Raw genomic sequence first — 17451 nt, 5'->3', positions numbered from 1 at the left:
ACGGCCGTCGTTCCCACCCATGGAATGGGAACGACGGCCGCCGTCTTCTCTTCGTACCGCCTTCTACGGCCGGGTGCCGCGGCGGAGGTCCTCGGGTTGCCATCTGCCGATGCGCAGGCAGGACGGGCGCGCGCCGCCGAGCGTCAACCCGCGGGCGGCCGGTTCTCCGGGAAGGCTCGTCCACGGGTCGGAGCCATGCGGGCATTCAGGGATGTACTCGGGAAAGTCGCTGCTCATGATGTCGAGGGCGAGACGGTGGCCCGCGCGTAGCCGGTAGGCGATGTTCTGCAGGTCCACGACGGCCTCCTCGCCGGACAGCGGCACGTCGAGGTGTGCCTGCCCCTTGACGATCAGGAACGCCTCGCCCTCGGGCGCCACGTCCAGGAGCCGCACGTGGACGTTGGCGCCCGCGGGCGCCGAGAGCCGGAGCTGCAGCGTCACGGTGCCGACCAGATCGAGGTCCTCCCCGGCGGCGGATCCGGTGAAGCGGAGTACGTCCGGACGTTCTCCGATGGCGCTCAGATCCGACCTGTCGAACAGTGCGGCGAAGGGGTTCACCCCCGCCGAGGGGACGAGGTCCGACGGGTCGTGGATCCACTCCACCACGCTCTCCGCCTGCGGGATCTCGGCGGTCAGGCACGGCGTGGGCGACGCGGACAGGTGGTACTCCAGGTCGGAGGACCGCTCCGGCGGCCAGACGGTGCTCTCCCTCCATTCGCCGTGGCAGACCTCGTAGCGCACACGGGGCGGCACCGCGTCTGAACGGCCGAGGACGGCGTCGAAGAACTCGACGGCCGGGTCCAGATACCTGGGCAGCAGGCGGTCTTTGGCTGCGGAGTCCTCGGTGTGGTCGTCATGCGGGGCGACGGGCGCCTGGACGAGCCGGTAGTTCTCGTGGTCGATGGCCTCCAGGCGCAGGTAGAGGTGGTCGGCCCAGCCCGGGGTCCGGGCCAGCGCCCGCACGTCGTTCCAGGACCAGATGGCGCAGTTGTCGAACCAGCCGATCGTGTAGAGGGCCGGCACGGGAGGGCTGTCCAGGAGCGCCTTCACCGGGGGATGCACGAACCTCGGTTCGCCCTCGAACTCGTCGTCGAAGTTCGCCGAGCGCCTGCCGAGCTCGGCGAAGAACCCCTCGAAGGTCGCGCGGAGCGGGCGCGCGCTCCAGTCCATCTCCCACTCGTAGGTGTTCTGCTCGACGTAGTGGGTGGCGAAGTAGACCTTGCGGCTGGTCTGCTCGACGTCGCGGGTGCCGTCGCCGTACTCGAGCACCCGAGAGAGCTGGGATCCGGTGAGGCGAGGGGAGATGGCCCGCAGTGCCGGGTGGCCGCTGATCGCGGCGGCGATGGAGGTGTAGCCGAAGTAGGAGTCCCCCCACATGACGACGTTCCCGTCGCACCACGGCTGCTCGGTGATCCACTGGATCGTGTCGTACCCGTCCTCGACCTCGTGGACGGCGAACTCGGTCTCGCCCTCCGAGCGGAACTTGCCGCGGACGTCCTGGACGACGACGGTGTAGCCGCGGGACAGGAAGTACCGGCTGAGGACGGGCATGAAGCAGTAGGGGCCGTCCTTGTCGTACGGGAGGCGGATCAGGATGACGGCGTTCGGATCCGGAGAGCCGGACCGGTAGACGTCGGCCGCCAGCCGCACTCCGTCCCGCATCGGGACCATGACCTGCCGGGCGTCTTCCGGTACCGGGGCAGGCTCGACCCGCTTGATGGTGGGCATGGTGATGTGACTCCGTGTTCCGTGTTCGATCGTGTGAAGGGGCCGCTCAGCGCGCGTCGAGCGCGCGGCGGTCGCGTGCCACCCGCTCGAGGTCCCAGTCCGGGGAGGGGATCGAGTCGAGCAGCAGACGGGTGTAGGGGTGCTGGGGACTGCGCAGGATCTGCTCGGTCCCGCCCCGCTCGACGATGCGGCCGTGCCGCATGACGACGGCCGTGTCGGTGATGTAGCGCACGACCGCCAGGTCGTGGCTGACGAAGACGTAGGAGATGCCGGTCTCCCTGCGCAGCTCGTCGAGCAGGGTGAGGATCTGCGCCTGGATGGAGACGTCGAGCGCCGCGACCGCCTCGTCCAGCACCAGGACGCGCGGCGCGATGCCGAGCGCGCGGGCGATGGCGGCGCGCTGCCGCTGCCCGCCCGACAGGTCGCGCGGCAGCGCCTCGCCCGCGCGGGTGCTGAGCCCCACCTGGTCCAGCAGCTCGGCGACCCGGGCCCGGTGCCGTTCGGCCGGTCCCGGCGCGTGCAGCCGCAGGGGCTCGGCGATGGACTGGGCGATGGTCCGGCGCGGGTCGAACGAGCCGTAGGGGTCCTGGAAGATCATCTGGAGCCGGCCCGCCTGCCAGAGCCGGTCGCGGCGCGAGCGCCCGCCGACCGCCCTGCCCTCCAGCGTGACGGTCCCGGAGGTCGGCCGCTCCAGCCCGGCCAGGATGCGGGCGGTGGTCGTCTTGCCCGAACCCGACTCCCCGACGATCCCGAGCGAGGTGCCCGGCATGAGCTCGAAGCTCACGTCGTCGACGGCGGTGAAGGAGCCGAACCGCTTGACCAGCGAGGAGACGGCGAGCACGGGCTGCGGCTGGTTCACGGGGCCACCTCTTCGGGCCGGAGGCACGCGACCGTGGAGGCCCCGTGCGCGCGGTAGGGGGGAACGCCCTCGGCGCAGGACTCCTCCGCCAGCGGGCACCGGTCGCGGAAGGAGCAGCCCGACGGCGCCTCGGCGAGCGCCAGCGGGCGTCCCCTGATGGCCTTGACCACGGCCTTCTCGCCGTGGACGGACGGGCTGGCCTCCAGCAGCGCCCTGGTGTAGGGGTGCGCGGGCGAGCGGAAGAGCGAGGCGCCGGTGGCCTCCTCCACGATGCGTCCGGCGTACATGACGTAGATCCGGTCGCAGATGGCGGCGGCCAGGTCCAGGTCGTGCGTCACGAAGAGCATGCCGGTGCCGTGCGCCTCCTGCATGGTCTTCAGCAGCCCGACCACCTCGGCCTGCGTGGTGACGTCCAGGGCGGTGGTGGGCTCGTCGGCCAGGAGCAGTTCGGGCTCGGTGGACAGCGCTCCGGCGATCATGACACGCTGGAGCATGCCGCCGGAGAACTCGTGCGGGAAGCGCCGCAGCGCGCCCCGCGGGTCGCGGATGCCCACCTGGTCGAGCAGGTCCGGCGCCCGTTCGGCCGCCTCGCGCGAGGACACGCCGCGGGCGCGCAGCCCCTCGGTGAGGTAGTCGCCGACGCGCCGCACCGGGTTGATCGAGGCCCGCGGGTCCTGGAAGATCATCGACACCCGGGTGCGCCGCAGCTCGCGCAGCGTCCTGCGGTCGGCGCCCAGCACGTCGACGCCCGAGACCGTGACGCCGCCGGTGGTCCGGGCGCCGCGGGGCAGCATGCCCAGCGCGCTGCGGGAGGTCAGCGACTTGCCCGAGCCGGACTCGCCGACCAGGCCCACGGTCTCCCCGCGCGCCACCCGGACGCTGACGCCGGCCAGCAGCGGGACGTCCGTCCCGCTCCGGGAGACGGCGAGACTCAGCCCGGAGATGTCCAGGGCGTCGCGCCGCGCCGTCTCCGCCTCTTTCTTCTGGAGCACCTTCACGTCTCCTCACTCCGCTTCCCGCTGATGGACCCGCCGAGGTGCTCGCCCAGCAGGTTGACGCAGACGACGGTCAGCAGGACCGCGATCCCGGGCATCAGCCCGCTCCAGGGCGAGCCCTGGAGGATGGCGCTCTGCGCCTGGCTGATCATCGAGCCCCAGTCGGCGTCCGGCGGGCGGACGCCCAGGCCCAGGTAGGACAGGGACGCCAGATCCACCAGCGCGTAGCCGAAGGACAGGGCGCTCTGGGCGATGATGACGGGCAGCACGTTCGGCAGGAGATGCCGCAGCGTCACCCGCAGCTCGCCGAAGCCCATGACGCGGTAGCTCTCCAGGTAGGGGCGCGCCCCTTCCTGGATCGCCACGCTGCGCACGACCCTGCCGATGAACGGCGTGTAGGCGATGGCCAGGACGCAGATGGGCGCGGTCAGGCCGGGGCCGAACACCGCCACGGAAAGGATCACCAGCAGGAGGCTGGGGAAGGCGAAGACGATGTCCATGCCGCGGGACAGGACGGCGTCCACCCAGCCGCCCGCGCGGGCGGCCAGCAGGCCGATCGCGGTGCCCAGGACCAGGGAGAGCAGGACCACGCCCAGGGGCGCGAGCAGCGACAGCCTGGCCCCGTGCATGACGCGCGACAGCACGTCGCGGCCGGTGGAGTCGGTGCCCAGCCAGTGCCCTTCGGTGCCGGGGGGAGCCAGCGCGTTCAGCAGGCTCGTCTCGTCCGGGGAGTGCGGCGCCAGCACGGGGGCCAGCAGGCCCATGGCGGCGACGAGCACCAGGAACGCGGTCGCGAGGACCAGCGTGAGCGGACGGCGCCGGCGCCCGCGCGCCGCCTTCGCCCGGAGTCGGGGGATGGTCAGGGTCATGGCGCGGCCTTCCTTCCCGCCGCCGCCCTCGGGTCGACGAGCGGCAGCACCAGATCGACCAGGGTGTTGACGATGACGAACAGGACGACCGCGATCAGGGCGATGCCCTGCACCACGGGGAAGTCCCGCCGGGAGACCGAGCTGATGAGCAGCGAGCCGACGCCGTCCAGCCCGAACGCGGTCTCCACGACCGCGGTGCCGGCGAACAGGCTCACCAGGAGCACGCCGATGACCGTGACCAGCGGGGCGAGCGCGTTGCGCACCACGTGCCGCGTGATCAGGGCGGCGCCGCCGACCCCGCGGCTGCGCGCCACCTCCACGTGCTCGCGGCGCAGCTCCTCGGTGAACGCCGCGTGCCCGACCCGGGACAGCACGCCGAAGGAGACGAGCGCCATGGCGATCGCGGGCAGCGTCAGGTGCCACAGGCGGTCGGCCGGGCCGCCGTCGCCGGCGCCCGTGGAGGGGAACCAGCCCAGGCCGACCGCGAAGACGGCCAGCAGCACGATCGCCGAGACGAACGGCGGCGTCGCCGTGGCGGTGCTCGCCACCACGGCCATGGCGCGGTTGACCCGGCCGCCCTTGACCGCCGACAGCAGGGCCAGGCCCAGCCCGAACAGCAGCGCCAGGGAGGCCGCGTAGGCGATGAGCGGCGCCGAGACGTCCAGCCTGCTCGTGATGAGCGCCCCGACGTCGCTCTGGTAGGTCAGCGACGTCCCGAAGTCCAGGTGGAGGACGCCGCCGGCCCAGTCGAGGTAGCCCTGCGCGAAGCTCCGGTCGAACCCGTAGGCGTGGCGCAGTGCCTCGATCTGCTCGGGGGTCAGGCGCCTGCCGCCCGTCAGCGCCAGCACCGGGTCTCCCGGCATCAGGAAGAGCGACCCGTAGACGAGCAGGGAGGCGAGCAGGATGGTGACGGCGGCGCCGAGGGCGCGCAGGCCGAGCCTGGTCGCGAAGGTCCGTGCCATGGTCATCTGCCGCCCAGCTCCACGGCCCAGGGGGTGTAGACGTAGTTCTGGCGCGGGACGAGCCCGGCCAGCCCGGGGCCGTAGTAGACGTTGACGTGCTGCGTGGCGATCGGGATGTTCACCAGGTCCTGGGCCATGGTCGCCTGGGCCTTGGCGACCTCGCGGGCACGGGCGGCGGGATCCTCGAGGCCCAGTGCGGTGCTGACGGCGGCGTCGTACGCCTTGTTGCTGTATCCGGCGAAGTTGTAGAAGGAGCCGGTGAGGAAGTAGACGTAGTACGTCAGCGGCTCGGGGAAGTCCAGGTAGCCGTCCACCAGGAAGACGTCCAGGGCGGCGCGGGCCTCGGGCGAGGCGAAGATCGCGCCGTAGTCCTGCGAGTTGAGCGGCCTGAGCTCGATGTTCAGGCCCGCCTGCTCGCCGGAGTCGGCGATCGCCGCGGCGATCTTGGTGTGCTCCTCGCTGGTGGTCGGGTAGGCCAGGACGATCTTCTCCTTGGCCTTGGCGGACTGCGCGACCAGCTTCTCGGCCTTCTCCAGGTCCTGGGCCGGCTCGGGCAGCCTGTCGTACTCGGCCTGGAAGACGTCCTCGGCGTAGCCCCAGGCCGACGGCGGGACCAGGGCCCGCAGCGGCTGGGCCGTGCCCTGGTAGACCGACTTGATGATGCCCTGGTAGTCGATCACCGCCTGGAGCGCCTGGCGCAGGGCCGGGTCGCCGAGCGCGCCGTCCTGCTTGAGCACGCCCAGGAACGTGGTGGACAGGCTCTGGCCGAACAGCAGGTTCCCCTTGTCGGCGAGCTGCCCGTGGGCGGCGCGCGGGACGGCGAACTGGCCGTCGAGGTCGCCTCCGGCCAGGGCGGCGGCCTGCGCGGCCGGGTCGGTGACGAACTTGAAGGTCAGGTTCTCGACCTTGGGCTCGACCTCGGTGTTCCACCAGGAGTCGTTGCGGGTGAGGGTGATGCTCTGCCCCTGCTCCCAGCCGCCGAACTTGTAGGGGCCGGTGCACATCACGCCGCCCTCGGCGGTGCCGAGGTCCTTGCCGGCGGCCTCGGCGAACTCCTTCTGCACGACGTAGAACGCGGGCGAGGCGAAGTAGTTCGGCACGAGGACGTCGGGCTTCTTCAGCTTGACGGTGATCTCGGCGTCGCCGGTGGCGGAGATGCCCTTCACGTTGGCGGCCCAGCCGATCAGGGCCGAACCCAGCTCGGGGTCGAGGATGCGCTGGGCGCTGTAGACGACGTCCTCGGCGGTGACCGGCTCGCCGTCCCAGAACTCGACGCCCTCGCGCAGGGTGATCACGTAGGTGAGCGGGTCGGGGTGGTCGACGGAGGTGGCCAGGGCCGGCTTGCGCTCGTAGTCGTGGCCGAAGGTGAAGAGCCCCTCGCACATGTTGCTGACGACGGTGCTGACGGGTTCGGTGGTGGACTGCGCGGGGTCCAGGGTGGGCGGCTCCCCGGTGGGGATGTTCCAGGTGACGGTCTCGACCTCCTTGGTGGGGGCCGGGACGGACGTGGTGAGCTTCGCGGGGCTCGCCTCGGGGTCCGAGCCGCCGCCGGAGCAGGCGGCGAGCGAGCAGAGGCCGAGGAGGAGCGCGGCGGGTGCGGTCCAGCGGGCACGTGGCATGGGAGAAGACCCTTCATGGTGCTGGTACGGCTGAGGCGATCTGCGCGGCCGGGTCGATCGGCCGGTGCCGGGGCGCGGCCTGCGCGGGGCGGCCGGCGGAGGCGTCGCGGTGAGGGTGGGGGGACCCGATCCAGGTCTGGGCCTTGAGCATGGTTGCCCACCGATAGATTGTCAATAGTGCAAAACTAAGGCGTCTCTGGAAAGTTCCTTCGGTGAACGGACGCCCCTCGCCCAAGAGGCGGACACCGGCCTGGCCGGACATCAAAGGGCCCGCTGTGCACCTGATTCCGAGGCGGCGGATCGCAGGGCGTCCAGCCCCCGCCACAGGGGCGCGGTGTTACGCTACGGTCACCATTGATTTTCGAAAATGGAAAACAAAAGAGCTGGGGGTGGCAGGTGGGCAGGCCGAGCCTCGCCGATCGGCGGCGTGCGGAAATCCTGAGGGCCGCGGCGCGGACGGTGGCCGAGCACGGTTTGGCGGGGAGCACCCAGGAGCGGATCGCGGCCGCGGCGGGCATGAGCCGGTCGCATGTCCGGCACTACGTGGGCAACCGCGACGAGCTCATCCACGCCCTGTGGGAGCACGTCATGACCCCCTACTTCACGGAGTTGCGGGAGGTCATGGCCGGCCCCCCCGCCGAGGCGCGGATGCACGCGCTCGTGGATCATCTTTTCGGGCCGCAGATGGCGCACAACGAGGACAATCTGGTCATCGACGCACTCATCAACGGCGCGATGCACGACGTACGGCTCCGCGGGCGGATCTACGAGAGCTACAGCCGGCTGGAGCAGGAGATCGCGCGCGCGATCCGCGAGGCCTCCCCCGGCTGCGACCACGGGGAGAGCCGCCAGCTGGCCTACGCCCTCATCTGCATGGCGTTCGGCTATTCCACCCTTGCGGCACTGCCTTTTCCCGCCACGCGCCAGAAGGGGATGAAGAACCTGGCGCTGCGGTTGGTCGCCACGCTCGACGAGCGCGCCGCGCCCGCCGCCGACCTGCCGGGGGAAGACTGACACCGCCGACGGCGCCTCTCGACGGCGGGAAGGTCATCCAGTGGTCAGCATGCGCACGAGCCGTTCGACGAGCGGGGTCACCCGCTCGCTGCTCCAGCGCTCGGGGTCCTCGAGACTGGCCACGTAGAAGCCGCGCATGACCAGCTGCAGGACCTCGGCGGCGAAGTCGGCGTCGGGGGCCCCGGCCGCCGCGGCGGCTTCGGTCAGCAGGTCGAGGCCCTGCCGCGAGTCCTCCCTCACCACTTGCAGGGCCTCCGAGCCGGGTTCCTCGCGGCCGAGCAGCTCCATGAGCAGGCGGCGCAGCACCTGATCGTCGCCGGTGGTCGAGCAGGACCACCGGGCAACCGCCGCCAACCGCTCGTGGTCCGCCGTATCCTGGAGAACGAGCTCCAGATCCTCGCCCCAGTCCTGGGTGGCGTGCTCCAAGGCATTGCGGAGCAGGGCCGCCCGGGTGGGCAGGTAGTTGGTGACGAGCGTCGTCGAACCACCGATCCGCTGGGCCACCGCTCGTATGGTCACTCCCTCGACGCCCTCCGCCGCGACGATCTTCAAGGTCGCGTCGGCGATGGAGGCGAGGCGTTGGTCGACATCGATTTCTACCGGCATGACGGCAGCGTAACGGGCGTGCGAACGAGATACAACATCATTGTATATCGGCGTTGCATCACGTACTCTTCTCCGCACCGCCGCGGGAGCGCCTCCCGCCCCCCTCATGATCCCTAGGAGTGGACATGGAGCTCTGGCAGTGGCCGGCGACCCGGCTCGCCGCGGGAATCCGCGACCGGGAGATCTCCTCGGTCGAAGTCGCGGAGTCCTGCCTGGCCAGGATCGAGGCCGTCAACCCGGCCCTGAACGCCCTCGTCGACGTCCGTCCCGAGGAGACGCTGGCCGACGCGCGCCGTGCCGACGAGGCGGTGGCCGCCGGCGAACCCCTGGGTCCGCTGCACGGCGTGCCCGTCTCGACGAAGATCAACACCGCGGAGCGGGGGCGCCTCCTCACCCTGGGCCTGTCGGCCATGGCCGAGGTGACCGTTCCGGAGGACGAGTCGTGCGTCGCGGCCCTGCGCGCCGCCGGTTCCGTCTTCCTCGGACGCAGCAACGTCCCGGCCTTCTCGCTGCGCTGGTTCACCTCCAACGACCCGCACGGGCGGACCCTCAACCCCTGGAGCGCGGCGCACACTCCCGGAGGTTCCAGCGGGGGCGCCTCCAGCAGTGTCGCCGCCGGAATGACGCCGCTGGCGCAGGGCAACGACATCGGCGGGTCGATCCGCTTCCCCGCGGCCTGCTGCGGCGTGGTCGGCGTCCGCCCGACGGTCGGCCTGGTCTCCAACTGGATGCCGCCCGGCCCGGAGGTGGAGATGCCGCTCACCGTCCAGGCCTGGTCCGTGCAGGGACCGCTGGCACGGAACGTGGCAGACGCGCGCCTGGCCCTGCGCGCGATGGCCTCCGCCGACCTGCGCGACCCGTTCGGCGTCCCGGCCCTGCCGCAGGCCGCGCCGCACCGGGGACCGGTCCGGGTCGGGGTCGTGCGCGACGTGGGGATGGCCAAGTCGCATCCGGCCGTCGAGGAGGCGGTGGACCGCGCCGCGGGCTGGCTGGCCGAGGCGGGCCATCATGTGGAGGAGATGGAGCTGCCCGCCCTGGCCGAGGCGGCGCGGTTGTGGTCGCTGCTGCTGTACGAGGACACGCGCCTCCTGCTGCCCCAGATCGAGGCGATGGGCGACGACGCCATCCGCACGAGCATGGCCTACGGCTACGAGGCCGTCGCGGAGATGTGGGGTGAGAAGCCTGACATTTCCGACTACATCCAGGGCTGGGCCCGCCGGGCCACGCTGATCACCCGGCTCCAGGAACTCCTCGGCGCGGACACGGTCCTGCTGACCCCCGTCTCCGCCGAACCTCCCTTCGAGCAGGACGCGGACATCCTCGACGGGGCGCGCTCGCGGAGCCTGTTCGCGGCCCAGTGGCCGATGACCGCCGTCCCCGTCCTCGGCTTCCCCGCCGTCTCCGTCCCCACCGGCCTGTCGGACGGCCTCCCGATCGGCGTCCAGCTCATCGGCGGCCGCTTCACCGAGGACCTCCTCCTCGACACCGCCCAGGCCATCGAGGACCGGGGGCCGCGGCTCACCCCCCTTCCCCTCGGCTGACGGCACCAGGAATCCCCCCGCACCCCTGCACCCCCGCACCCCCAAGGAACGACATGCCCGATATCCAGACCCCCGCGTTGACCTTCGCGTTCGAGATCCGCGCCCTCCTCACCCCCAGCCTGCACGTCGGACACGGCGACGGCGAGAGGCTCGAGTTCACCCCCATCGTCGGCGGCACGGTCGACGGCCCGCTCCTGCGCGGGACCGTCCTGCCCGGCGGCGGCGACTGGTCGAGCACGCGCGGCCGCGTCTGCGAGCTGGACGCCCGCTACCTCATCCAGGCGGAGGACGGAGCGGTCATCGACATCATCAACCGTGGCTACTACCGCGAAGGCGCCGAAAGCCCCGACCAGTACGACGGCGACCTCCAGGTGGCCTCCGCCGGCGTCTACTACCGCACCTCGCCCGTCTTCCGCACCGACGCGCCGGCGCACCGCTGGCTCGCCGAGACCGTCTTCGTCGGCCTGGCCCGCGGGATACAGGAAGACACCGTCGCCATCCGCATGTACGCCCTGGCCTGAACGCGCCCCGGCGCACCGCCGAAGACCTCATGCCGGCCCCGTGACCGGACGTCGACGCCGACGTCCGTGTCCTCCTGCTCGCCCGAGGGCGGACCCGCATCACGGCGGCCCGGTCAGGCGCCGAGCCCCTCGCCGAGGGCGGCGATGGGCTCCGGTCCGTGGCCGGCCGCGGTGAGCGGGGCGCGGACGTCGCGTTCGAGATCGGGCAGGTAGCCCAGCAGGACGTCGGCAGGGCCGGCGATCTCCAGGCGGCCGAGGGCCGCGGGAAGGAGCAGGGTCTGCGCGCGGCCGAGTTCCTCGACGGCGCCGCCGCACACCACGGTGACGGGGGCGCCGACATTCAGGGGACCGTTGGTGACGGTCCCGCCGTCGCCGTCGACGTCGCTGACCTCCCAGGTCTCCGCGATGCTCCAGTCGGGCAGCCCGGTGCGCCCCAGGTGCCGGGCGATGGCGTGACCGCCGAACACCAGGGGCCTGGCCGGGCCGCTCAGCCGCAGCGGGTACCACGGTGCCGGTGCGGCGGTCACAGGATCGGCTGCCCTCCGGTGACGGCCACCCGCGCGCCGGAGATGTAGCTCGCCTCGTCCGAGGCCAGCAGTACGTACAGGGCGGCGAGTTCGGCGGGCTGGCCGGGCCGTTTCAGCGGCACCTGCTGTCCGAAGTCCTCCACCTGCTCCTCCGGCATGGTCGAGGGGATCAGCGGCGTCCAGATCGGGCCGGGCGCGACGCTGTTGGCGCGGATCCCCCGGTCGGCGAGCAGCTGCGACAGCGAGCCGACCATGTTCGCTATACCGGCCTTGGTCACGTTGTACGGCAGCAGCGAGGGGGGCGGCATATCGGAGTTCACCGATGTCGTCCCAATGATGGATGATCCGGGTGCCATGTGCGGCACGGCGGCTTTCACCAGGTGGAAGAACGCGGACAGGTTGATCGCCAGAATGCGGTCCCACTCCTCGTCCGGGATCTCCTCGATGGAGTCGCGGGTCATCTGGTGGGCGGCGTTGCTGACCAGGATGTCGACCCTGCCGAACTCGTCGACCGCCTTGGCCACCACGGCCCGGCAGTGCGCGGGGTCGGCGAGGTCGCCGGGGACCATCACCGCCTTGCGGCCGGCCTGCTCCACCCATCTCCTCGTCTCCCGGGCGTCCTCTTCCTCCACGTCCAGGTAGGTGAACAGCACGTCCGCGCCCTCCCTCGCGTAGGCGATCGCCACCGCGCGGCCGATGCCGCTGTCCGCGCCGGTGATGACGGCCGCCTTGCCCGTCAGGCGCTCCGAACCGCGATAGCCGTCCTCGCCGTGGTCCGGCCTGGGGTCCATCCTGCCGGTGAGGCCCGGCGGTTCCTGATGTTGCGGAGCCTGTGCCATGAATTCCTCCGGAAAACGGGATCATGATGGCGGGGCGGACGGAACCGGCGGGTCCGCCGGGGCCGTTCCTACCCGGGCGATGTGCGAGAACACCGACTTTGCCGGGTTAGGCACCTTTTATAGGCAAAGGCGAAAGTGGAACAACGTGCCGAACACCCCGGGGTCAGCCGTTCAGGCCCCTGAACCGGCGGCGGTACCGTCCCGGGGTCGTGGCGTAGCGGGCGCTGAAGTTCTGCCGGAGGGTGACCTCGCTGCCGAAGCCGCAGTGCGCGGCGATGCGGTCGACGCCCCAGGAGGTGGTCTCGAGGAGTTCCCGCGCCTTGTCGAGACGCCGGTCGAGCACCCATTTCGCCGGGGTCGACCCCGTGGCCTCGCGGAAGCGGCGCACGAAGCCGCGCCGGCTGAGGCAGGCACGCTCGGCCAGGGCGTCGATGTGCAGGGGGGCGGCGAGATCACCGAGGGCCCAGGCCATGACCTCCGCGATGGGCGCGTCGGACTCGGCCCGCGAGACCGGGCGTTCGATGTACTGCGCCTGCCCGCCCTCGCGGTGCGGGGCGACCACCAGGGTGCGCGCCAGGCGGTTGGCGGCGGCGGCTCCGAGGTGCTTGCGGACGATGTGCAGGCAGGCGTCGAGGCCGGAGGCCGTGCCCGCGGACGTCATCACGTCGCCGTGATCGATGTAGAGCACCGAGGTGTCCACGGCGACATCGGGGTGCCGTGCCGAGAACCGCTCCATCGCCGCCCAGTGCGTCACCGCGGAGCGTCCCGCCAGCAGGCCGGTGTCCGCGACCGCGAACGCGCCCAGGCAGAGCCCGACGATCTCCGCTCCCCGGGCGTGCGCCCGGCGCAGGTGCCCGACCAGGTCCGCGTCCGCCTCGGGGAGCCGCTCGGGCCACGAAGGGATGATCAGCATGTCCGCGGTGTCGAGGACGTCCGGGCCCTCGACGGGGCCGAGGACGTGCCCTTCGGCCGTCGTGACGGTCTCCCCGGCGGTCGACCAGAGGACGGTCGTCCACTCCGGGGCGGCCTCGAGCCGGCCGACCTCGGCGAAGACGAGCTGGGGCACGGCGAGATGGAACATCGTGACGCCGTCGAAGGCGTGGATGGCGATCTTCACCCTTACTCCAGATTTGGCCCGATTTCATCACTATTGTGCATGTGAGCCACTCATGGTTCCGCCACCGGTCGGCGAGGATCGCCGGTGCGGGTCCGCGCGTCCGGTGCCGGGTCCGCTCCCCCACCCGCCGAACAGGAGGACGACATGACCGCTCCGCGCCGCGCGCTCATCGTGATCGACGCCCAGCAGGAGTACTTCGACGGGCCGCTGGCCATCCGGTACCCGTCCCGGGAGGCGACGGTGGCCGCCGTCGTGGAGGCCGTGAACGCCGCCGTCGCGGCCGGCATCCCCGTGGTCGCGGTGCAGCACACCGGACCGGACGGATCGCCCGTGTTCGCCGCCGGGTCCGCCGGCTGGCGGCTGCACCCCGACGTCGAGGACGCCGTCCGGGACGCCAAGAAGATCGAGAAGCGGTTCAGCAGCGTCTTCCCCCAGACCGGCCTCGCCGAGTGGCTGCGCGACCAGGGCGTCGACACCGTCACGTTCGCGGGCTACATGACGAACAACTGCGACCTCGCGAGCGTCGTCGACGCCGAGGCCCTCGGCTTCGGCGCCGAGGTCCTGTCCGACGCGACGGGCGCGATCCACCTGGCCAACGCGGCGGGCAGCGTCTCGGCCGAGGACCTGCACCGCACGCTGATGGTCCTGTTCCAGTCCAACCTGGCGGCCGTGGCCACCACCGGGGAATGGCGCAAGGCCCTCGCCTCGGGTGCCGCACTCGAGAAGGACAACCTGGTCGCCTCCGCCCTCGAAGGACTCCAGCGCAACTCCTGAAGGACCGGCCCGAAACGAAGGTCCGCTCCGTGTCGCCATCGGCCGGCCGCCCTCCGGGAGGGTGCCTCTCCTCCCCCCGGCCGCCGGGTGGCGGCCGGGTCCGGCGCCCCGGTGTTTTCGGTGCCGGGTGCGTCGGGGCCGATGGACTACGATTGCGGCGCTATGCACAAGATCTGGCTCAGTGCCCCCTTCGCCGGTCCGTTCGCCTCCGGGGGCGTCGTATGACGGCCGGTACGCCGGCCGCGCCGCTGACGTTCGGCCGCGGTCCCGCCTGGGCGAACCGGTTCGCGGTCGCGCCGCTCACCAACCTGCAGAGCCATCCGGACGGGACGCTCTCCGACGACGAGTACGCGTGGCTCGTACGGCGGGCGCAGGGCGGCTTCGGGATGGTCATGACCTGCGCGTCGCATGTCTCGCGGGCGGGGCAGGCCTTTCCCGGGCAGCTCGCCGCGTGGGACGACCGCTTCCTGCCGGGGCTGACCCGGCTCGCAGGCGGGATCCGGGACGCCGGGGGCGTGGCCGCGCTCCAGCTGCACCACGGCGGGCGGCGTGCCGACGCCGCGCTGTCGGGCGTGCCCGTGGTCGCGCCCTGGGACGACCCGGCCAAGAGCGCCCGCGCGCTCACCACGGCGGAGGTCGAACAGGTCGTGGCGGACTTCACGGCGGCCGCCGTGCGCGCCGAACGCGCCGGGTTCCACGGAGTGGAGGTGCACGGCGCGCACGGCTACCTCGTCTGCCAGTTCCTCAATCCCCGCAACGACCGTGCCGACCGCTACGGCGGCTCCTTCGAGAACCGGACGCGGATGGTGTGGGAGATCCTCCACGGCATCCGGGCGGCGACCGGGCCCGACTTCCAGGTCGGGCTCCGGCTCACCCCCGAGCGCAGCGGGATCCCCCTCGCCGAGGCCCGCGCCCTGGCCGCCGACGTCCTGGTCTCCGGGCTGCTCGACTACCTCGACATGTCGTTGTGGGACGCCTTCAAGGAGACCCACGAAGAGGCCCACCGGGACCGGCTCCTCATCGACCACTTCACCGGCCTGCCGCGCGGCGGCACCCGGCTGGGCGTGGCGGGCAAGATCGGTTCCGCCCCGGACGCGGCCTGGTGCCTCGACCGCGGCGCCGACTTCGTGCTCGTCGGCGCGGGCGCCGTCCTCCACCACGACTTCCCGGTCCGCGCCCTGGCGGACGCGGGCTTCCGCCTCGTGCAGCCGCGGCCGCGCGAGCACTTCGTCCGCGAGTCCGTCGGCCCGGCCTTCCTCCACTACCTCGCCACCAACTGGGACGACTTCGTCGCCTGACCGTTCCGCGGCCTTCAGGCGGGCCCCTCGCCGTGCCTGCGCGCCCTCGCCCTACGGCAGGAGTCTGGTGAGAAGGACGCGGAGCTCTTGTGCGCCGTCTTGGCCGAGGATGTCGTCGATGTCGCGCTCGATGCTCTCCATGGCCTCGCGCACCACGGGGACGCGGGCGCGGCCGAGGTCGGTGAGCCGCAGGGCGTAGCGGCGCCGGTCGTGCGGGTCCCGGCCGCGGGACACGACGCCGGCCGTCACCAGTTCCTCGACGAGCGACGCGGTGGCCGGCTCGGTGAGGTCGAGGTACCGGGCCAGCTGCTCCTGCGGGCAGGGGCCGAGCAGGTCCAGGGCGGGCAGCAGGGCGAAGTGGCGGGTGCGCAGGCCGTACGCCTCGAGCCGGTGGTCCCCGACGCGGCGCAGCCGGTAGTGGGCCTGGGCGATCAGGTGCTCGACGCTGCGGATGGCCGACGGCCCCTCGTCGGCGACGAGCCTGGTCAGCAGCTCGGTGAGGCGCCGCCGTTCGGGTGCGGTGAGGGCGCCGGTGAGCCGGGCGTCGCGAGCGGCGACGGCGTGGCGCATGCCGTCCAGCGCGGCACGGCCCGCCTCGGTCAGCGACAGCACGTGGGTGCGGCGGTTGGCCGGGTTGCGGGTGCGGGTGACGTGGCCCGCCTCCTGGAGCCGGTCGAGCAGCCTGACCATGATCGTACGGTTGATGCCGAGCCGGTGGGCGAGGTCCTGCTGCGAGGGGGCGTCCTCGTCGGCGAGGACGTCGAGCACCACGAACTCGCGCGACCGCGGCCCGTCCTGCACGGCGTCGGCGGTGACGGCGGTGAACACGCGGCGCAGCAGGTGGCCGGTGGACGCGTGCAGCGATCCGGACCCGCCGTCGACGGCGTCCTTCTCCCGTCCGGGCACGGGCCCCACCTCCCGACGCGATGCTAGCAGCCTGTTGATTGCATCAATGACGGTTGCACAGTAATTAGTTGGGATGTTGACAGTTGGGAAGGTGCGAATCTAGAGTCCGGCACGACGCCCACCGCCATCCCCCGGAGTCAAGAACATGATCAAGCCGTTCCGCATCGACGTCCCCCAGGCCGACCTCGACGACCTGGCCGACCGGCTCTCCCGCACCCGCTGGCCCAACGAGGTCGCCGACGCCGGGTGGGACTACGGCTTCCCGCTGGCGCGGCTCAAGGGGCTGGCCGAACACTGGCGCACCGGCTACGACTGGCGCGAGCACGAGGCCGAGCTCAACGAGCTCCCCCACTTCACCACCGAGATCGAGGGACAGAACATCCACTTCGTCCACGTCCGGTCCCCGAAGCCGGACGCGCTCGCGCTGATCCTCACCCACGGCTGGCCCGGGTCGTTCCTGGAGTTCCTCGACGTGATCGAGCCGCTGTCACGCGACTTCCACCTCGTGATCCCGTCCCTCCCGGGTTACGGCTTCTCCGGGCCGACCCGCGAACGCGGCTGGGACCTCACCCGGATCGCGCGGGCCTGGGCCGAGCTCATGCGCCGCCTGGGGTACGAGCGCTACGGCGCGCAGGGCGGCGACTTCGGCTCGGGCGTCTCGACGGCGCTCGGCGCGGTCGCGCCCGAGCACGTCGTCGGAGTGCACGTCAACTACCTGCCGACCCGGCCGGACCCGGACGCCGGCGTCGAGCTGTCCGAGGCCGAGGAGGTCCGGCTGGACAAGATCCGGCGGCTGATGGCGAACCGCCCGCCGTACCAGACCCTGCAGGCCCTCACCCCGCAGACCATCGGCTACGCGCTGACCGACTCGCCGGTCGGCCAGCTGGTCTGGATCGCCGAGCGCTTCGCGCAGTGGACGGACCCCCGCACGCCGGTCAGCGACGAGCGGATGCTCACCGACGTCTCGCTGTACTGGCTGACCGCCACCGCGGCCTCCTCGGCGCGGCTGCACCACGACGCGCCGCGGGGGACCGAGCCGTGCCCGGTGCCGCTCGGCGTGGCGGTGTTCGCGCACGACATCACGCAGTCGGTGCGTCCGCTGGCCGAGCGGCTGTACGACATCCGGCACTGGTCGGAATTCGAGCGCGGCGGCCACTTCGCCGCGATGGAGGTGCCGGAGCTGCTCGCCGAGGACATCCGGGAGTTCTTCCTCGCCCGCGTCGAGCACGGCTGACCGTGGTGCCGGCGGGCTCGGAGCCGGGCGGGCGCGGTCCGC

17 protein-coding genes are annotated in these 17451 nt (G+C 72.0%); 6 read left to right on the top strand and 11 right to left on the bottom strand.

Annotated elements, in window-relative coordinates:
• Positions 1–63 precede the first annotated feature (63 nt).
• The 6 genes from C2865_RS23825 to C2865_RS23800 are packed head-to-tail and all read right to left on the bottom strand — an operon-like array spanning position 64 to position 7032.
• Positions 64–1728, bottom strand: coding sequence for a CocE/NonD family hydrolase (locus C2865_RS23825; protein WP_106400788.1), 1665 nt, complete (start codon positions 1726–1728; stop codon positions 64–66).
• Between the two features lie 46 nt (positions 1729–1774).
• Complete coding sequence (locus C2865_RS23820; protein WP_232835785.1) at positions 1775–2587, bottom strand: ABC transporter ATP-binding protein; 813 nt, start codon at positions 2585–2587, stop codon at positions 1775–1777.
• On the bottom strand, positions 2584–3579 hold the full coding sequence (locus C2865_RS23815; protein WP_232835784.1) for an ABC transporter ATP-binding protein: 996 nt from the start codon (positions 3577–3579) through the stop codon (positions 2584–2586). The genes C2865_RS23820 and C2865_RS23815 overlap by 4 nt, the downstream gene beginning before the upstream one ends.
• Before the next feature lie 2 nt (positions 3580–3581).
• On the bottom strand, positions 3582–4451 hold the full coding sequence (locus C2865_RS23810) for an ABC transporter permease (protein WP_106400786.1): 870 nt from the start codon (positions 4449–4451) through the stop codon (positions 3582–3584).
• Positions 4448–5419 (bottom strand): ABC transporter permease, encoded by a 972-nt coding sequence (locus C2865_RS23805; RefSeq protein WP_106400785.1) that lies wholly within the window; start codon positions 5417–5419, stop codon positions 4448–4450. Before C2865_RS23805 ends, C2865_RS23810 begins: the two co-directional genes overlap by 4 nt.
• The gene (locus C2865_RS23800; protein ID WP_106400784.1) at positions 5416–7032 is read right to left on the bottom strand and encodes an ABC transporter substrate-binding protein; all 1617 of its coding nucleotides are present in this window, start codon (positions 7030–7032) and stop codon (positions 5416–5418) included. Before C2865_RS23800 ends, C2865_RS23805 begins: the two co-directional genes overlap by 4 nt.
• A 396-nt stretch (positions 7033–7428) precedes the next feature.
• On the opposite strand from C2865_RS23800, the gene C2865_RS23795 reads away from it, so the two are divergent.
• Positions 7429–8046, top strand: a complete 618-nt coding sequence (locus C2865_RS23795; RefSeq protein WP_269802741.1) for a TetR/AcrR family transcriptional regulator — start codon at positions 7429–7431, stop codon at positions 8044–8046.
• A 33-nt stretch (positions 8047–8079) separates the two neighbouring features.
• Here the strand turns inward: C2865_RS23795 and C2865_RS23790 are convergent, their stop codons facing one another.
• Complete coding sequence (locus C2865_RS23790; RefSeq protein ID WP_106400782.1) at positions 8080–8652, bottom strand: TetR/AcrR family transcriptional regulator; 573 nt, start codon at positions 8650–8652, stop codon at positions 8080–8082.
• Between the two features lie 125 nt (positions 8653–8777).
• Between C2865_RS23790 and C2865_RS23785 the strand changes: the two genes are divergently transcribed.
• Together C2865_RS23785 and C2865_RS23780 are read left to right on the top strand one after the other, a co-directional pair.
• Positions 8778–10193 (top strand): amidase, encoded by a 1416-nt coding sequence (locus tag C2865_RS23785; protein WP_106400781.1) that lies wholly within the window; start codon positions 8778–8780, stop codon positions 10191–10193.
• A gap of 53 nt (positions 10194–10246) precedes the next feature.
• The gene (locus C2865_RS23780; RefSeq protein WP_106400780.1) at positions 10247–10714 is read left to right on the top strand and encodes a DUF3237 domain-containing protein; all 468 of its coding nucleotides are present in this window, start codon (positions 10247–10249) and stop codon (positions 10712–10714) included.
• A gap of 113 nt (positions 10715–10827) precedes the next feature.
• On the opposite strand, the gene C2865_RS23775 is transcribed toward C2865_RS23780, so the two are convergent.
• The 3 genes from C2865_RS23775 to C2865_RS23765 form a co-directional block, all read right to left on the bottom strand.
• On the bottom strand, positions 10828–11241 hold the full coding sequence (locus C2865_RS23775; protein ID WP_106400779.1) for a hypothetical protein: 414 nt from the start codon (positions 11239–11241) through the stop codon (positions 10828–10830).
• Positions 11238–12080 carry an SDR family oxidoreductase gene (locus C2865_RS23770; protein WP_106400778.1) on the bottom strand — a complete coding sequence of 281 codons (843 nt, stop codon included), beginning with the start codon at positions 12078–12080 and terminating at the stop codon, positions 11238–11240. Before C2865_RS23770 ends, C2865_RS23775 begins: the two co-directional genes overlap by 4 nt.
• Positions 12081–12243: 163 nt before the next feature.
• Positions 12244–13197 (bottom strand): GlxA family transcriptional regulator, encoded by a 954-nt coding sequence (locus C2865_RS23765; RefSeq protein WP_106400777.1) that lies wholly within the window; start codon positions 13195–13197, stop codon positions 12244–12246.
• A 144-nt stretch (positions 13198–13341) separates the two neighbouring features.
• Here C2865_RS23765 and C2865_RS23760 point away from each other — a divergent pair, with 144 nt between their 5' ends.
• Together C2865_RS23760 and C2865_RS23755 are read left to right on the top strand one after the other, a co-directional pair.
• Positions 13342–13971 carry an isochorismatase family protein gene (locus C2865_RS23760; protein ID WP_106400776.1) on the top strand — a complete coding sequence of 210 codons (630 nt, stop codon included), beginning with the start codon at positions 13342–13344 and terminating at the stop codon, positions 13969–13971.
• 221 nt (positions 13972–14192) lie between these two features.
• On the top strand, positions 14193–15269 hold the full coding sequence (locus C2865_RS23755) for an NADH:flavin oxidoreductase (RefSeq protein ID WP_106400775.1): 1077 nt from the start codon (positions 14193–14195) through the stop codon (positions 15267–15269).
• A 51-nt stretch (positions 15270–15320) separates the two neighbouring features.
• Here the strand turns inward: C2865_RS23755 and C2865_RS23750 are convergent, their stop codons facing one another.
• On the bottom strand, positions 15321–16175 hold the full coding sequence (locus tag C2865_RS23750) for a MarR family winged helix-turn-helix transcriptional regulator (protein WP_232835783.1): 855 nt from the start codon (positions 16173–16175) through the stop codon (positions 15321–15323).
• 145 nt (positions 16176–16320) lie between these two features.
• On the opposite strand from C2865_RS23750, the gene C2865_RS23745 reads away from it, so the two are divergent.
• The gene (locus tag C2865_RS23745; protein ID WP_106400773.1) at positions 16321–17409 is read left to right on the top strand and encodes an epoxide hydrolase family protein; all 1089 of its coding nucleotides are present in this window, start codon (positions 16321–16323) and stop codon (positions 17407–17409) included.
• Positions 17410–17451: the final 42 nt, after the last annotated feature.

The organism is Actinocorallia populi (genome assembly GCF_002995495.1).
GTDB lineage: Bacteria > Actinomycetota > Actinomycetes > Streptosporangiales > Streptosporangiaceae > Actinocorallia > Actinocorallia populi.
Note: the sequence above shows the minus strand (reverse complement) of the source record. Positions and strands in the feature narration are given on the sequence as shown.

Excerpts from the sequence above, each read along its gene's own strand:
- C2865_RS23785 (WP_106400781.1), top strand. The coding sequence starts at position 8,778 with ATGGAGCTCTGGCAGTGGCCGGCGACCCGGCTCGCCGCGGGAATCCGC.
- C2865_RS23770 (WP_106400778.1), bottom strand. The coding sequence starts at position 12,080 with ATGGCACAGGCTCCGCAACATCAGGAACCGCCGGGCCTCACCGGCAGG.
- C2865_RS23805 (WP_106400785.1), bottom strand. The coding sequence starts at position 5,419 with ATGACCATGGCACGGACCTTCGCGACCAGGCTCGGCCTGCGCGCCCTC.
- C2865_RS23760 (WP_106400776.1), top strand. The coding sequence starts at position 13,342 with ATGACCGCTCCGCGCCGCGCGCTCATCGTGATCGACGCCCAGCAGGAG.
- C2865_RS23800 (WP_106400784.1), bottom strand. The coding sequence starts at position 7,032 with ATGCCACGTGCCCGCTGGACCGCACCCGCCGCGCTCCTCCTCGGCCTC.
- C2865_RS23780 (WP_106400780.1), top strand. The coding sequence starts at position 10,247 with ATGCCCGATATCCAGACCCCCGCGTTGACCTTCGCGTTCGAGATCCGC.
- C2865_RS23755 (WP_106400775.1), top strand. The coding sequence starts at position 14,193 with ATGACGGCCGGTACGCCGGCCGCGCCGCTGACGTTCGGCCGCGGTCCC.
- C2865_RS23745 (WP_106400773.1), top strand. The coding sequence starts at position 16,321 with ATGATCAAGCCGTTCCGCATCGACGTCCCCCAGGCCGACCTCGACGAC.
- C2865_RS23825 (WP_106400788.1), bottom strand. The coding sequence starts at position 1,728 with ATGCCCACCATCAAGCGGGTCGAGCCTGCCCCGGTACCGGAAGACGCC.
- C2865_RS23790 (WP_106400782.1), bottom strand. The coding sequence starts at position 8,652 with ATGCCGGTAGAAATCGATGTCGACCAACGCCTCGCCTCCATCGCCGAC.
- C2865_RS23810 (WP_106400786.1), bottom strand. The coding sequence starts at position 4,451 with ATGACCCTGACCATCCCCCGACTCCGGGCGAAGGCGGCGCGCGGGCGC.